This window comes from Kosakonia oryziphila (assembly GCF_900094795.1).
Classification (GTDB): Bacteria; Pseudomonadota; Gammaproteobacteria; order Enterobacterales; family Enterobacteriaceae; genus Kosakonia; species Kosakonia oryziphila.
In genome coordinates this window covers 57,161-73,244 of sequence record NZ_FMBC01000013.1, presented here as the reverse complement: position 1 = coordinate 73,244, position 16,084 = coordinate 57,161, and the positions used below count along the sequence as shown (strand labels likewise).

Below are 16,084 nucleotides of genomic sequence, written 5' to 3'. Positions count from 1 at the left end.
CAAAAAAAATCACACCTTCCGTTTTCGCACAGTGAAGTGATAACTATGTTGATTCCGTCAAAATTAAGTCGCCCGGTTCGTCTCGACCACACCGTGGTTCGGGAACGCCTGTTGGCTAAACTTTCCGGCGCAAACAATTATCGCCTTGCGCTGGTGACCAGCCCTGCGGGTTACGGAAAAACCACGCTCATTTCGCAATGGGCAGCCGGAAAAAATGATGTTGGCTGGTTCTCTCTGGATGAAGGGGATAATCAGCAGGAACGTTTTGCCAGCTACTTTATCGCTGCGGTTCAGCAGGCGACGGGCGGGCATTGCGTCAGTAGCGAGGCGATGGCGCAAAAACGCCAGTACGCCAGCCTGCCGTCACTCTTTTCCCAGTTGTTCGTTGAATTGATAGAGTGGCAGCGCCCACTGTTTCTGGTCATCGACGATTATCATCTGATCACCAACCCGGTGATCCATGATGCAATGCGCTTCTTTTTACGCCATCAGCCGGAAAACCTGACGCTGATTGTGCTGTCGCGTAATTTGCCACAGCTAGGCATAGCCAACCTGCGCGTACGTGAACAACTGCTGGAAGTCAGCAGCCAGCAACTCGCCTTTACCCATCAGGAAGCAAAACAGTTTTTTGACTGTCGCCTGACGTCGCCAATTGAAGCAGTAGAAAGCAGCCGCCTGTGCGACGACGTTGCCGGCTGGGCGACAGCGTTGCAGCTTATCGCCCTCTCGGCGCGGCAAAACCACAGCGCACCGCACCAATCCGCACGCCGCCTCTCCGGCATTAATGCCAGCCATCTTTCCGATTATCTGGTGGATGAAGTGCTGGATAATGTTGATATCGACACACGTAAGTTCCTGCTGAAAAGCGCTTTGCTGCGCTCGATGAACGACGCGCTGATCGTCCGCGTGACCGGGGAAGAGAACGGGCAAATGCGGCTCGAAGAGATTGAGCGTCAGGGGCTGTTTTTACAACGTATGGACGATTCCGGCGAATGGTTCAGTTACCACCCGCTGTTCGGTAATTTCCTGCGCCAGCGTTGTCAGTGGGAACTGGCGACCGAGTTGCCAGATATTCACCGTGCAGCGGCGGAAAGCTGGATGGCGCAAGGCTTCCCCAGTGAAGCCATTCACCACGCGCTGGCGGCCGGAGACGGCATTATGCTGCGCGATATTCTGCTGCATCACGCCTGGGGATTGTTTAATCACAGCGAGCTGAGCGTGCTGGAAGAGTCGCTAAAAGCGCTGCCGTGGGAAAGCCTGCTGGAAAATCCGCGTCTGATACTGTTGCAGGCCTGGCTGATGCAAAGCCAGCACCGCTACAGCGAAGTGAACACACTGCTGGCGCGTGCCGAGCAGGAAATGACCACACAAATGGACGCCTCGTTACACGGTGATTTCAACGCCCTGCGCGCCCAGGTGGCAATTAACGATGGCAATCCGGTGGAAGCAGAGCGGCTGGCGATGGTGGCGCTCGACGAATTGCCACTGGCTAACTATTACAGCCGTATCGTCGCGACATCCGTACACGGTGAAGTGCTGCACTGCAAAGGCGAGCTGACCAGTTCGCTATCAGTGATGCAGCAAACCGAACAGATGGCGCGTCGCCACGATGTCTGGCACTACGCGCTGTGGAGCCTGCTCCAACAAAGCGAAATTCTGTTCGCCCAAGGGTTCCTGCAAGCGGCCTGGGAAACACAGGAAAAAGCTTTTACGCTGATCCACGAACAGCATCTTGAGCAACTGCCGATGCATGAATTTTTGCTGCGCATTCGCGCTCAGTTACTGTGGGCGTGGGCGAGGCTTGATGAGTCAGAAACTGCGGCGCGGCAGGGAATGGAAGTGCTCTCCGCCATGCAGCCGCAGCAGCAATTGCAATGTCTGGCGCTGCTGGTGCAAAACTCGCTGGCGCGCGGCGATCTGGATAATGCCCGCAGCCATTTGAACCGCCTGGAGAATCTGCTCGGCAACGGTCAATACCACAGCGATTGGGTGTCGAATGCCGATAAAGTACGGGTGATCTACTGGCAGATGACCGGCGACAAAAAGGCCGCTGCGCAGTGGCTACGCCAGACGCCAAAACCAGAGTTTGCCAATAACCATTTTTTGCAGAGCCAGTGGCGCAACATCGCCCGCGCGCAGATCCTGCTCGGCGAGTTTGAGCCCGCAGAGATGGTACTGGAAGAGTTAAATGAAAACGCGCGCAGCCTGCGTTTGATGAGTGACATCAACCGCAATTTGTTGCTGCTTAACCAGCTTTACTGGCAGGCTGGGCGCAAAAATGACGCGCAGCGCGTGCTGCTGGAAGCGCTGCAACTGGCTAACCGCACCGGATTTATCAGTCATTTTGTAATTGAAGGCGAAGCGATGGCGCAGCAGTTGCGCCAGTTGATTCAGTTGAATACGCTGCCGGAGCTCGAACAGCATCGCGCTCAGCGTATTTTGCGCGATATCAACCAGCATCACCGGCATAAATTTGCTCATTTCGATGAGAATTTCGTCGAACGCCTACTGACCCACCCGGATGTACCGGAGCTTATCCGCACCAGCCCGCTGACCCAGCGCGAGTGGCAGGTGCTGGGTCTGATCTACTCTGGCTACAGCAATGAACAGATTGCGGGTGAGCTGGACGTCGCGGCGACAACCATTAAAACTCACATCCGTAATCTTTATCAGAAGCTAGGCGTCGCCCATCGTCAGGATGCCGTGCAACATGCACAGAAACTGCTGAAAATGATGGGCTACGGCGTGTAGCTAGCACAGCTCCAGCTGCACGTTGTTGTGGCTGATTACCTGTAATACCCCGTCTGGCGGCATGGCATCGGTGTACACCGCATCCACAAGGCCAATGCTGCCCATATTCACCATCGCGTTACGGCCAAATTTCGAGTGATCCACCACCAGCATGACGTGGCGCGAGTTTTCAATGATCGCGCGCTTGGTGCGCACTTCGTGGTAGTCGAACTCCAGAAGTGATCCATCCGCATCAATTCCGCTAATGCCGAGGATGCCGAAATCGAGGCGGAACTGAGAGATAAAATCGAGGGTCGCCTCGCCAACGATGCCGCCGTCACGGCTGCGAAGTTCGCCTCCCGCGAGGATCACGCGGAAATCCTCTTTCTTCATCAGCGTGTTCGCGACGTTCAGGTTGTTGGTCACAATGCGCAGATCGCTGTGGTCCAGCAGCGCATGAGCGACGGCTTCTGGCGTGGTGCCGATATCGATAAACAGCGTTGCACCGTTCGGGATCTGTTCTGCCACCTTGCGGGCAATGCGCTCTTTTTCCGCCGTCAGCGTCGATTTGCGATCGTGCCAGGAGGTGTTCACCGAGCTGGAAGGCAGCGCCGCGCCACCGTGGTGACGCAAGATTTTGTTTTGATCCGCGAGGTCATTCAGATCGCGGCGAATAGTCTGCGGGCTGACGGAAAATTGTTCAACCAGCTCTTCGGTACTGACATATCCTTGTTGTTTAACCAGTTCAATAATAGCGTCATGACGCTGTGTTTGTTTCATGAAATGTCCCTGGATAATTATGTTCGTTTCCGCACATTCTGTGTGTCCACCAGCGCCATCGCCAGCCCAATTGCCATGCCGGCCGTGTGCGCGCCAGTGGCAATAGCAAAGCCCATTACGCCGAACCACTCGGCGACCATCAGCGCGACCGTAAGAATAAACAGCCCATTAGGTAATGCCACCTGAGGGATCGGATCGCGTACGCCGTGCAGCCAGACATAACCAATCAGTGCATACACAACGCCGGATAAACCACCAAACCATGGCCCGGTGAGTTGGTGCTGCACAAAACCGCTTAATAAGGCGCTAATCAGGGTAATGACCACCAGCTTGCCGGTGCCAAAACGCTTTTCAACGGCTCCGCCAAGATACCACCACCAGAACAGGTTGAAGAGGATGTGTACCAGCGAAAAATGCATTATTGCGTGAGTGAAGTAGCGCCACACCTCAAACTGTACGCTGGCATCCCACGGCCAGGCGAGCCACATCATCACGGTCTGATCGCCAACGACACTCATCACTACAAAGACAAACACGCAAAGCGCAGTCATCAGTAACGTCAATGGCCCACCGCGTTCGCGAATGGCCGCCATCAGGGGAAAACGACGATAGCGCAGACCGCTGTTGACCTGCCCGAATTGCCAACTCGCCGCCAGATAACGCGGGTCGGTAGGATTTTCGATAAAGCGCACCAGTTCATTTTTGACGCGCTCAGCCTGGCTCTCATCTGCCAGCCAGATATCACTTTGCTCGTGATGTTGAACAGTAAGAATCACGCCCTGGGTCTGCATATAATCGACAAATGCCTGGGCGACACGAGGGTTAGTAAAAGAGGTAATCATCAACATGGCGGGCGTCGCTTAATCCATACAAGGAGAGACAGTATAGCCGCACAGGACGAATGCCTAAAGCGTACCGTGCGCCACTTCCGCCGGGAAATGACGATGCCAGGCATCAAAACCGCCGTCCACGCTGTAGACTTGTTCGTATCCCTGTTGGAGAAGGTATTGCGCCGCACCTTTACTGCTGTTGCCGTGGTAGCACATCACCATCACCGGGGTATCGAAATCATTGTCGCGCATAAACGCGCCCAGCGTATCGTTAGTCAGATGGAATGCGCCCGGCGTATGCCCCATCACGAAACTTTGCGGATCGCGGATATCCACCAGCACCGCCTGCTGCTGATGCAATTTCTGATGGGTTTCTTCTACGTTAATGCATTCAAAGTGATCCATGACGTTCTCTTAATTGACACAGGAAATGGCTATTCTGCCGTCAAGTGTACGTCGTGACAGTGGGTCAGCGCCATTATGTTATGTATATCACTCTAAATTGTTTTTTTGATGTTACCAAAAGCGCGTTTCTTTGCTACCATGAGCGATAACGAACATTTTTGAGCTTTAACGAAAGTGCATGAGGGCAGCATGGAAACCAAAGATCTGATTGTGATAGGCGGGGGCATCAACGGTGCCGGTATCGCGGCAGACGCCGCAGGGCGTGGTTTATCCGTGCTGATGCTGGAAGCACAGGATCTGGCCTGCGCGACATCCAGCAACAGCTCCAAATTGATTCACGGTGGCTTACGCTACCTTGAACACTATGAATTCCGCCTGGTGAGCGAAGCGCTTGCCGAGCGCGAAGTGCTGCTGAAAATGGCACCACATATCGCTTTCCCGATGCGTTTCCGTCTGCCGCACCGCCCGCATCTGCGTCCGGCGTGGATGATCCGCATTGGTCTGTTTATGTACGACCACCTTGGAAAACGCACCAGCCTGCCGGCCTCTACCGGTTTGCGTTTTGGCTCAGAATCGGTGCTAAAACCGGAAATCGTGCGCGGTTTCGAATATTCCGACTGTTGGGTGGACGATGCGCGTCTGGTACTGGCGAATGCGCAGATGGTGGAGCGTAAAGGCGGCAAAGTGTTGACCCGTACCCGTGCTACCAGCGCGCGCCGCGAAAATGGTCTGTGGATTGTCGAAGCGGAAGATATCGATACCGGAGAAAAATATAGCTGGCAGGCACGCGGTCTGGTGAATGCCACCGGTCCGTGGGTCAAACAGTTCTTCGACGACGGTATGCATCTGCCTTCGCCGTACGGCATTCGCTTGATCAAAGGCAGCCATATTGTGGTGCCGCGCGTACACGCGCAGAAGCAGGCGTATATTCTGCAAAACGAAGACAAACGTATTGTCTTTGTTATTCCGTGGATGGATGAGTTCTCCATTATCGGTACCACCGATGTAGAGTATAAAGGCGATCCGAAACACGTTGAGATCGATGAGAACGAGATCAACTACCTGCTGAAAGTCTATAACGCGCACTTTAAAAAACAGCTCACGCGCGACGATATCGCCTGGACTTACTCTGGTGTGCGCCCGCTGTGTGACGACGAATCCGATTCGCCGCAGGCTATTACCCGCGACTATACGCTGGATATTCACGATGAGAACGGCCAGGCGCCACTACTGTCGGTGTTTGGCGGCAAGCTGACCACCTACCGTAAACTTGCCGAGCATGCGCTGGAAAAACTGACGCCGTACTACAAAGGTATTGGTCCGGCGTGGACAAAAAATTGCGTGCTGCCAGGCGGTGATATTAGCGGTGATCGCGACGACTACGCGGCGAAACTGCGCCGTCGCTATCCGTTTATCAGCGAATCGCTGGCACGCCATTTTTCCCGCACCTACGGCAGCAACAGTGAACTGCTGCTGGCAAACGCCACTCGCATTGAAGATTTGGGAGAACACTTCGGTCACGAACTGTATGAAGCCGAACTGCGTTACCTGGTCGAACATGAATGGGCACGCCGCCTTGATGATGTGATCTGGCGTCGTACGAAACTGGGAATGTGGTTGAACGCCGAAGAGCAATCCCGCGTGGCGCAGTGGTTAACGCGTCATAACAAAGCGGAATTATCATTGGCATCGTAATTGTTGTTGCGCCGGATGGCGACTACGCCTTATCCGGCCGACAGGATTCTGCATATTTGCAGGCCCGGTAAGCAAAGTGCGTTACCGGGCAATAAACATCCTGGTGAAACAAAAATGCCGGATGGCGGCTGCGCCTTATCCGGCCTATAGATTGGTGTGATTACAGGCGTACCGGATCGATATGCCAGATATGTTCGGCGTACCCCTGAATCGTACGATCCGACGAGAAGTAACCCATATTGGCAATATTCTGCATCGCTTTGGTGGTCCACTCTTCCGGATGACGGTACAGTTCATCGACTTTATCCTGGCAGTCAACGTAGCTGCGGTAATCCGCCAGTACCTGATAGTGGTCACCGAAGTTAATCAGCGAATCCACCAGATCACGGTAGCGACCGGGATCGCTCGGGCTGAACTGGCCGGTAGCGATTTGCGTCAGCACCTGGTGCAACTCTTGATCTTTCTCGTAGTATTCGCGCGGCGAATAACCTTTGCTTCGCAGCGCCTCAACTTCATCCGCCGTATTGCCGAAGATAAAGATATTCTCCGCGCCGACATGCTCCTGCATCTCAACGTTGGCGCCATCCAGCGTACCAATTGTCAGTGCACCATTAAGGGCGAACTTCATATTACTGGTACCGGAGGCTTCTGTACCCGCCAGGGAAATCTGCTCTGACAGATCTGCCGCCGGAATGATCACCTGCGCCAGGCTGACGCTGTAGTTCGGGATAAACACCACTTTCAGTTTGTCACCGATTTGCGGATCGTTATTGATCACCTGCGCTACATCGTTGATCAGATGAATAATATGCTTCGCCATGTAATACGCCGAAGCGGCTTTCCCGGCGAAAATATTAACGCGTGGCACCCACTGCGCGGTGGGATCGTCCTTAATACGGTTGTAACGCGTGATGACGTGCAGGACGTTCATCAACTGACGCTTATATTCATGGATACGTTTGATCTGCACATCGAACAGCGCTTTTGGATTCACTACCACATTAAGCTGCTGGGCAATGATCTCTGCCAGCCGCTTTTTGTTCTCCAGCTTGGCCTGCCGCACCGCCTGGTTAACCAACGGATAATCAATATGCTGCTCCAGCTCACTCAACTGGCTGAGATCGGTACGCCATGTACGACCAATATGTTCATCCAGCACGCCGGAAAGCGAAGGGTTGGCCAGCGCCAGCCAGCGTCGCGGCGTCACGCCATTGGTGACGTTGAGAAAACGCATCGGAAAAATGGTGGCAAAATCGGCAAACAGCGACTGAACCATCAGGTTGGAATGCAGTTCAGACACGCCGTTAACTTTATGGCTGATCACCACAGCCAGCCACGCCATGCGCACGAGGCGGCCACTGGATTCGTCAATGATCGACGTCCGGCTCAGCAGCGCTGTATCGTTCGGGTACTGCTCCTGCAATGTTTTCAGAAAATAATCATTAATTTCAAAAATAATTTGCAGATGACGCGGCAAAATTTTGCCCAGCATATCCACAGGCCATGTTTCCAGCGCTTCGCTCATCAACGTATGGTTGGTGTAAGAGAAGACCTGACAAGTTACTTCAAACGCGTCATCCCATTCGAATTTATGTTCGTCGATCAACAGACGCATCAGCTCCGGAATAGACAACACCGGATGGGTGTCGTTGAGGTGTATAGCGATTTTATCCGCCAGATTGCTGAAGGTTTGATGCAACTGATAGTGACGACTGAGGATATCCTGCACGGTCGCTGAAACGAGGAAATACTCCTGCCGCAGACGCAACTCACGCCCGGAATAGGTGGAATCGTCCGGATAGAGCACGCGGGAGACGTTTTCCGAGTGGTTTTTATCTTCCACCGCCGCAAAGTAGTCGCCCTGGTTAAATTTACCGAGGTTGATTTCGCTACTGGCCTGCGCACTCCACAGGCGCAGAGTATTGGTCGCATCGGTGTCGTAACCGGGAATAATCTGGTCGTAGGCTACCGCGAGGATCTCTTCGGTTTCCACCCAACGGCTCCGCTTACCCTCTTGCTGAACACGCCCGCCAAAGCGCACTTTATAGCGCGTATTGTGGCGTTTGAATTCCCACGGGTTGCCGTATTCCAGCCAATAATCTGGCGACTCTTTCTGCCGCCCGTCGACGATATTTTGCTTAAACATTCCATAGTCATAACGGATGCCATAGCCGCGACCGGGCAAACCCAGCGTCGCCAGCGAATCCAGGAAACAGGCCGCCAGCCGCCCGAGACCGCCATTGCCGAGGCCGGGGTCGTTCTCTTCATCAATCAGCTCTTCAAGATCGAGACCCATCTCTAGCAGCGCATTTTTCACATCGTCATAAATACCCAGTGAAAGCATGGCATTGGAGAGTGTGCGGCCAATCAGGAATTCCATCGATAAATAATAGACCTGACGTACGTCCTGGGAAAGTTGCGCGCGGGTGGAACGTAACCAGCGCTCCACCAGACGATCGCGAACGGCGAACAGCGTGGCATTCAGCCATTCATGGCGGTTAGCAATGGCCGGATCTTTACCGATGGTGAACATCAGCTTGTAGGCAATCGAATGTTTTAACGCCTCAACGCTCAACGTTGGTGAGGCATAAGTAAATGGTGCATTCATATAAGTGATTCCTGGAAAACTATTTCAAGCGAAGGTAAAGATCGCGATAAGACTGCGCTGCGACCTGCCAGCTAAAATCCATGGACATCGCCTGGCGCTGTACAAAACGCCAAAGCGAAGGTCGGGACCACAACACGAAAGCACGCCTGATCGCCCTTAACAGCGACCAGGCATTACTGTCTTCAAAAGCAAAACCGGTGGCTATGCCATCCGCCAGGTTTTCCAGAGAACTGTCGGAAACCGTATCCGCCAGCCCGCCAGTTCGCCGCACCAGCGGCAACGTCCCATACTTCAGACCATACAACTGCGTTAAGCCGCACGGCTCAAAACGGCTCGGCACCAGAATGACATCCGCGCCACCCATAATACGGTGAGAGAACGCTTCGTGATAGCCAATCTGTACGCCAACCTGCCCCGGATGTTCCGCCGCCGCCGCGAGGAAACCTTCCTGTAATACCGGGTCGCCCGCGCCCAGCAGCGCCAGTTGACCACCTTGTTCCAGCAAGCCTGGCAAGGCTTCCAGCACCAGATCCAGCCCTTTCTGGCTGGTCAGACGGCTGACCACAGAGAACAGCGGAACTTTGTCGTTGACCTTCAGCCCCATGGCGATTTGCAACTGACGCTTGTTCTCCGCTTTCTCTTCCAGCGTATCCCGCGTGTAGCGCGCGCCGAGAAGCAGGTCCGTCGCCGGATCCCAAATCTTCTCATCCACACCGTTCAGAATGCCGCTAAGACGCCCCTCCTGCTGGCGCTGGCGCAGTAATCCTTCCATGCCATAGGCATATTGCGGCTCAGTGATCTCCCGGGCGTAGGTGGGGCTAACGGCAGTAATATGATCCGCGTAATACAGCCCCGCCTTCAGAAATGAAATCTGTCCCTTAAACTCCAGCCCATGCATATTAAAGAATGACAATGGCAACTGAATGTCATTCATATGATGGGCAAAAAACATTCCCTGGTAGGCCAGGTTATGGACAGTAAAAACCGATTTTGCCGGACGCCCTCGCGCCGCCAGATAGGCCGGAGCCAATCCCGCATGCCAGTCGTGCGCATGAACCACATCCGGACGCCAGAAAGGATCCAGCCCGGTAGCCATCTCGCTGCCCACCCAGCCGAGCAGTGCAAAACGCAATACGTTGTCAGTATAGGCAAATAAATTCGTATCATGATAAGGACTGCCGGGGCGCTCATACAAATGCGGCGCGTCGATCAGGTAGATCCCTACTCCGTTGAAATGCCCAAACAGCAACGTGATGCGCCCGGCAAAGGTGTCCCGGCGGGTAACCACCTGGGCATCGCTCACGCCACGGCGAATATCCGGGAATGCAGGCAACAGTACGCGGGTATCAACACCACCGGCGATTTGCGCCGCAGGCAATGCACCAATAACGTCCGCCAGACCTCCGGTCTTCAGCAACGGAAACATTTCAGAACAGACATGTAAAACCTGCATTATCGCTCCTGTTCAAATCCATACGGCAAGGATGACCGTCATGGGGGGAAACCTTGTGTGAACCTCTTTCGCGCAAGGTTTCAATTCACTTTTCAGTCTTGCAGTTTGCGTAGCATCTCTCGCGTTACCAGCACAATTCCCTCTTCGGAGCGGTAAAATCGGCGCGCGTCTTCTTCTGCGTTTTCACCGATCACTGTACCTTCCGGGATCACACAGCCTCTGTCGATAATGCAGCGGCGCAAACGGCAGGAGCGTCCTATCCAGACTTCCGGCAATAATATCGACGAATCGATATTGCAGAAGGAGTTAACGCGTACACGATTAAACAACACCGACTGCACAACGACCGAGCCCGAAATAACGCACCCACCAGAAACCAGCGAGTTCAGCGTCATACCGTGACTGCCCGATCGATCCTGCACAAATTTCGCCGGCGGCAGAGATTGATTATAGGTACGGATAGGCCAGTTTTGATCGTACATATCGAGCTCTGGCATCACCGATGCTAAATCGAGGTTCGCTTTCCAGTAAGCTTCAAGCGTTCCCACATCGCGCCAATAGGGTTCTGAATCCGGATCCGATTGCACGCAGGATTGTGGGAAAGGATGTGCATAGGCCATGCCAGATTTGACGATTTGCGGAATGATGTCTTTACCAAAGTCATGGCTGGAGTTCTCGTTTTTATCATCCTCCTCCAGCAGGTCGTACAGATATTCGGCATCAAAAACGTAGATCCCCATACTGGCCAGCGCTTTGCTTTCATCGCCGGGCATAGAGGGCGGATTCGCCGGTTTTTCAACGAAGTCGACCACCTTGTCCTGCTCATCAACCGCCATCACGCCAAAAGCGGTTGCTTCGTGAATGGGCACCGGCAGGCAAGCCACAGTGCAACGCGCCCCTTTTTCGACATGGTCGAGCAGCATGCGCGAGTAATCCTGCTTGTAAATGTGGTCGCCCGCCAGAATGACGATATATTCCGCGCGATAGCGGCGAATAATATCGAGATTCTGCGTCACCGCATCTGCCGTGCCGCGATACCAGTTTTCGCCATGCACGCGCTGCTGGGCAGGCAGCAAGTCGACAAACTCGTTCATCTCGTTATTGAAGAAAGACCAGCCGCGCTGAATATGCTGAACCAGCGTGTGGGATTGATACTGGGTTATCACCCCAATACGACGGATACCGGAGTTGATGCAGTTGGAGAGCGCAAAATCGATGATGCGGAATTTACCGCCGAAATGAACCGCCGGCTTGGCGCGTTTTTTTGTTAAATCTTTAAGGCGTGTTCCACGCCCACCCGCCAAAATCAGGGCGACGGATTTCAAGGGCAACTGACGCGCTAACATTGTAGGGTCGTTCTTATCTAATCTAACCATGACAGACTCCGTTTTTATGACCGCTGAAAAACGCAAACTCCATGCGCAGGCCCATGCCAGGCAGTTACCACTACCGGATTGTCCTCTCCGGCAAAGGGAGGAATGGCGTGCCATCCCCCTTGGGGCAAAACCATTTCAGCAACATCGCTGGTTGCATTAATGGCGATTAAAACCGTATCGGAGAGCAGAATTTGTAAGCGCAAAGCGCCATGCTGCCACGCCTGCATCGTCAACGGTTGTCCGGCATGATCCAGCCAGGCTACGCTGCCGTCCCCTTCTTCCCACCAGACGTTGCGCGTCAATGCGGGGATCCGTTGACGTAACTGGATAAGCGTGGCAGTGAAGTGCATTAGCCAGCTATCCGAGTGCTGCCAACTCAGCCATGTCAGCACGTTATCCTGACAGTACGCATTGTTATTACCGTGCTGGCTGTGTCCCAGTTCATCTCCGGCCATCAGCATCGGTGTTCCTTGAGAAAGCAGCAACGTGGTCAGCAGAGCATGCACACTGGTGCGCCGCCGTTCGACCACATCAAAACTGCCACCCAATCCTTCGTGTCCATGATTATTGCTGTGATTGTTGTCGGTGCCGTCGCGATTGTCCTCGCCGTTCGCCTCGTTATGTTTGTGGCTAAAGCAGACGCAATCACGCAAGGTAAAACCATCATGCGCGGTGATCAGATTGATCGAAGCCGACGGCAAACGGCCCGCACGTTTAAACAGATCGCTGGAGGCAGCAAACCGCCTGGCTAACTCGCCCAGCGATAGCGACTGTTCCAGCCAAAACCGACGTGTCACGTCGCGGAAATGATCGTTCCATTCGGCAAACGGCGCGGGGAAATTCCCTACCTGGTAGCCGCCAGGACCGATATCCCACGGCTCGGCGATCAGTTTCAGATCGCAAAGCAGCGGATCGTTTTTGATTGCGGTAAACAGCGGCGCCTGCGGATCGAAATCCGGTGTGCGTCCCATCACAGTCGCCAGATCGAAGCGAAAACCGTCAACGTGGAATGTCTCCACCCAGTAGCGCAAGCAGGCATGCGCATAGTCCACGCCTGCGGGGTGGCTCAGATTCAGCGTGTTGCCGCATCCGCTCCAGTTGTGGTAATCGCCATCGTCTCTGATCCAATAATAGGTACTGTTATCAACGCCGCGCAGAGAGAAAGTCGGCCCATCGAGATCGGTTTCAGCGTTGTGATTAAGCACAATATCGAGGATCACTTCGATCCCCGCCTGATGCAGCGCCCTCACCGCTTCGCGAAACTCATTGATGGCTTGTTGCGGATTGCTGGCATAGTGCGGATGGAGCGCAAACGGTGCCAATGGGTTATAGCCCCAGTAATTAGAAAGCCCCAGCCGTTGCAGGCGCGGCTCACTGGCAAAATGGGCAACGGGCAGCAGTTCCAGCGCGGTGATACCAAGCTGCTTAAACCAGCCAATCATCAATGGATGCCCAAGCGCCTTATAAGTGCCACGGATATTTTCCGTTAACTGAGGATGAAGCCAGGTGAGCCCTTTGACGTGCGCTTCGTAAATGACGGTATTGCCCCACGGCGTGCGCGGCGGCGTGTCACCTTGCCAGTCGAACGCGTCATGAACCACCACACTGCGCAAGCCAAGCGAGGCGTTATCGTGAGGATCCGGTGAATCATGGCCGCTGTGGAATAGCGGGTTGTCAACGGCCTCGCCGTCGACGCGCTTCGCGCAGGGGTCGAGCAAAAGTTTTGCCGGATTAAAACGATGCCCTTGCGCTGGTTCCCAGGGGCCATGTACGCGGTAGCCATAGTGCAGGCCGGGCTTTGCGCCGCTGAGAAAACCGTGCCAGATATCCCCGGTGCGGCCAGGCAGATCGACGCGCTGTTCGTTACCTTCGTCATCGAACAGGCACAACTCGACGCGCTCCGCATGAGCGGAAAACAGCGTAAAATTAACGCCGCCTGCCAGCACTTCTGCACCGGGCGGCAAGGGTTGCCCCACCGTCAGCTTCGTCATTCCCCCTCCCGCACCAGCCATATAGTCGCCAGCGGCGGTAACGTCAGCAGCAGCGAGTGTTCACGCCCCCGGTTAGCAATCGCATCGCTGTGTACCACGCCGCCATTACCGGTATTGCTGCCGTGGTAGTGCATCGAATCGGTATTTAACTCCTCGCGCCAGCGGCCGGGCTGATTGATACCAAAGCGATAATCGTGGCGCGGCACCGGCGTGAAATTACTGGCGACAATGATTTCGTTGCCCTGTTTGTCGCGCCGGACAAAGACAAACACCGACGCTTCATGATCATCCACCACCAGCCATTCAAACCCGTACGGGTCAAAATCCAGTTCATGCAGCGCCTTGTGGTGACGGTAGAAATGGTTCATGTCGCGCACCAGCCGCTGTACACCGTGGTGCCAGTTATCGCCGCCCTCAAGAAGATGCCAGTCCAGGCTGCCGTCGTGGTTCCACTCGCGTCCCTGGGCAAATTCGTTGCCCATAAACAGTAATTTTTTGCCAGGAAAAGCCCACATCCACGCGTAGTAAGCACGCAGGTTGGCAAACTTTTGCCAGGCATCGCCGGGCATTCTGTCGAGGATCGATTTCTTGCCATGAACTACTTCGTCATGGGACAGCGGCAGGATAAAGTTTTCGCTGTAGTTGTAGAGGATGCCGAAAGTGAGCTTATCGTGGTGGTACTTGCGATACACCGGATCGAGCTTCATGTAGTCCAGCGTGTCGTGCATCCAGCCCAGATTCCACTTGTACCAGAAACCCAGTCCGCCCTGAGAAGGCGGCCGCGAAACGCCGGCAAAATCGGTGGACTCTTCCGCCATACTGACGACGCCAGGCGCCTGCTCGCCGATAATGCGGTTGGTGTTGCGCAGAAATTCAATTGCTTCCAGGTTTTCACGGCCGCCGTACTCATTGGGGATCCACTCACCCTCTTTGCGGCTGTAGTCACGGTAGATCATCGAGGCCACCGCATCGACGCGCAGCGCATCAATACCAAAGCGTTCGATCCAGTAAAGCGCGTTACCTACCAGGTAGTTACTCACTTCGCGACGCCCATAGTTATAGATCAGCGTGTTCCAGTCCTGGTGATAACCTTCTCGCGGATCGCTGTGCTCATACAATTTCGTCCCGTCAAACTCTGCAAGGCCAAAATCGTCCGACGGAAAATGACCCGGCACCCAGTCGAGGATCACCCCCAGCCCGGCGGCATGGGCAGTATGAATGAAGTGCAGAAAATCATCGCGGGTGCCAAAGCGGCGGGTCGGCGCGTACAGTCCGGTCGGCTGATAACCCCAACTGCCATCAAAGGGGTGCTCATTCACTGGCATTAATTCAAGGTGGGTAAATCCCATCCATTTGGCATACGGCACCAGTTGATCGGCCAATTCACGATAACTGAGCCAGAAGTTGTTGTCGGTATGGCGACGCCAGGAACCCAAATGCACTTCATAAATACTGATTGGCGCATCAAACTGGTTTGCCCGTTTACGCTCATCACTCTGGGTTTTCTTACCTGGCAGACCGCAGATCAACGAAGCACTATCCGGACGCATCTGGGCTTCAAAGGCATAGGGATCGGCCTTAATTTTCAACCTGCCGTTTGCATCACGGATCTCGAATTTGTAGAGCTGACCATTTAGCGCGCCAGGGATGAATAGCTCCCAAATCCCGCTTTCACGACGCAGGCGCATCGGATGACGGCGGCCGTCCCAGTAGTTGAACTGCCCAACCACCGAAACCCGCTGTGCATTCGGCGCCCAGACGGCGAATCGCGTTCCAACTACGCCATCCATCGTATCGGCATGCGCACCCAGCGTTTCATAAGGACGCATATGCGTTCCTTCACTGAGCAGCCAGCTATCCAGATCCTGCAACAGCGGGCCGAAACGATAAGGATCATCAATCAGATTCTGCTGACCATGCCAGACCACGGCAAATTGATAACGGAAAGGATTTTTGCGGCGCCCCATCACGCCGCTGAAGAAGCCCCGTGAATCCAGGCACTCCAGTTGTCCCACTTTGCGCCCGGTTTTCGGCTCAATGACCCACACCTCAGTGGCGTCAGGCAACAGAGCGCGAACTTCAACACCGGCATCGGTACAATGCATGCCAAGAACGGAAAAAGGATCAGCAAAATGGCCGGAAATTAGTGCGTTAATCACGTCTCTGTCAATGTAAACAGACATGGCTTTCATCCTGTTATGGTGGTATCGCGCTTT

At 54.4% G+C, this 16,084-nt stretch carries 10 protein-coding genes; 2 read left to right on the top strand and 8 right to left on the bottom strand.

Annotated features, from left to right (window positions below; translation table 11 throughout):
• Positions 1–45 precede the first annotated feature (45 nt).
• Positions 46–2,751 carry an HTH-type transcriptional regulator MalT gene (gene malT / locus GA0061070_RS08345; RefSeq protein ID WP_090135218.1) on the top strand — a complete coding sequence of 902 codons (2,706 nt, stop codon included), beginning with the start codon at positions 46–48 and terminating at the stop codon, positions 2,749–2,751.
• On the opposite strand, the gene GA0061070_RS08340 is transcribed toward malT, so the two are convergent.
• The 3 genes from GA0061070_RS08340 to glpE are packed head-to-tail and all read right to left on the bottom strand — an operon-like array spanning position 2,752 to position 4,745.
• A complete protein-coding gene (locus tag GA0061070_RS08340) occupies positions 2,752–3,510 on the bottom strand; it encodes a DeoR/GlpR family transcriptional regulator (protein ID WP_090135216.1) in 759 nt (252 codons plus the stop codon). It lies immediately after the preceding gene.
• Positions 3,511–3,527: 17 nt separating this feature from the next.
• The gene (glpG, locus tag GA0061070_RS08335; RefSeq protein ID WP_090135215.1) at positions 3,528–4,358 is read right to left on the bottom strand and encodes a rhomboid family intramembrane serine protease GlpG; all 831 of its coding nucleotides are present in this window, start codon (positions 4,356–4,358) and stop codon (positions 3,528–3,530) included.
• 57 nt (positions 4,359–4,415) lie between these two features.
• Positions 4,416–4,745 carry a thiosulfate sulfurtransferase GlpE gene (gene glpE / locus GA0061070_RS08330; RefSeq protein WP_090135213.1) on the bottom strand — a complete coding sequence of 110 codons (330 nt, stop codon included), beginning with the start codon at positions 4,743–4,745 and terminating at the stop codon, positions 4,416–4,418.
• 189 nt (positions 4,746–4,934) lie between these two features.
• Between glpE and glpD the strand changes: the two genes are divergently transcribed.
• Positions 4,935–6,440 (top strand): glycerol-3-phosphate dehydrogenase, encoded by a 1,506-nt coding sequence (gene glpD, locus GA0061070_RS08325; protein WP_090135211.1) that lies wholly within the window; start codon positions 4,935–4,937, stop codon positions 6,438–6,440.
• A 160-nt stretch (positions 6,441–6,600) separates the two neighbouring features.
• Here glpD and glgP read toward each other — a convergent pair whose 3' ends face one another.
• The 5 genes from glgP to glgB form a co-directional block, all read right to left on the bottom strand.
• Positions 6,601–9,048 carry a glycogen phosphorylase gene (gene glgP / locus GA0061070_RS08320; protein WP_090135210.1) on the bottom strand — a complete coding sequence of 816 codons (2,448 nt, stop codon included), beginning with the start codon at positions 9,046–9,048 and terminating at the stop codon, positions 6,601–6,603.
• 19 nt (positions 9,049–9,067) lie between these two features.
• Positions 9,068–10,501, bottom strand: a complete 1,434-nt coding sequence (gene glgA, locus GA0061070_RS08315; protein WP_090135208.1) for a glycogen synthase GlgA — start codon at positions 10,499–10,501, stop codon at positions 9,068–9,070.
• A 92-nt stretch (positions 10,502–10,593) separates the two neighbouring features.
• Entirely contained in the window at positions 10,594–11,877 is a 1,284-nt protein-coding gene (gene glgC, locus GA0061070_RS08310; protein ID WP_090135206.1) for a glucose-1-phosphate adenylyltransferase, read from the bottom strand.
• 14 nt (positions 11,878–11,891) lie between these two features.
• Entirely contained in the window at positions 11,892–13,868 is a 1,977-nt protein-coding gene (glgX, locus tag GA0061070_RS08305) for a glycogen debranching protein GlgX (RefSeq protein WP_090135204.1), read from the bottom strand.
• Positions 13,865–16,051: a 1,4-alpha-glucan branching enzyme gene (gene glgB, locus GA0061070_RS08300; protein ID WP_090135203.1), complete on the bottom strand. Its 2,187-nt coding sequence runs from the start codon at positions 16,049–16,051 to the stop codon at positions 13,865–13,867. Before glgB ends, glgX begins: the two co-directional genes overlap by 4 nt.
• Positions 16,052–16,084: the final 33 nt, after the last annotated feature.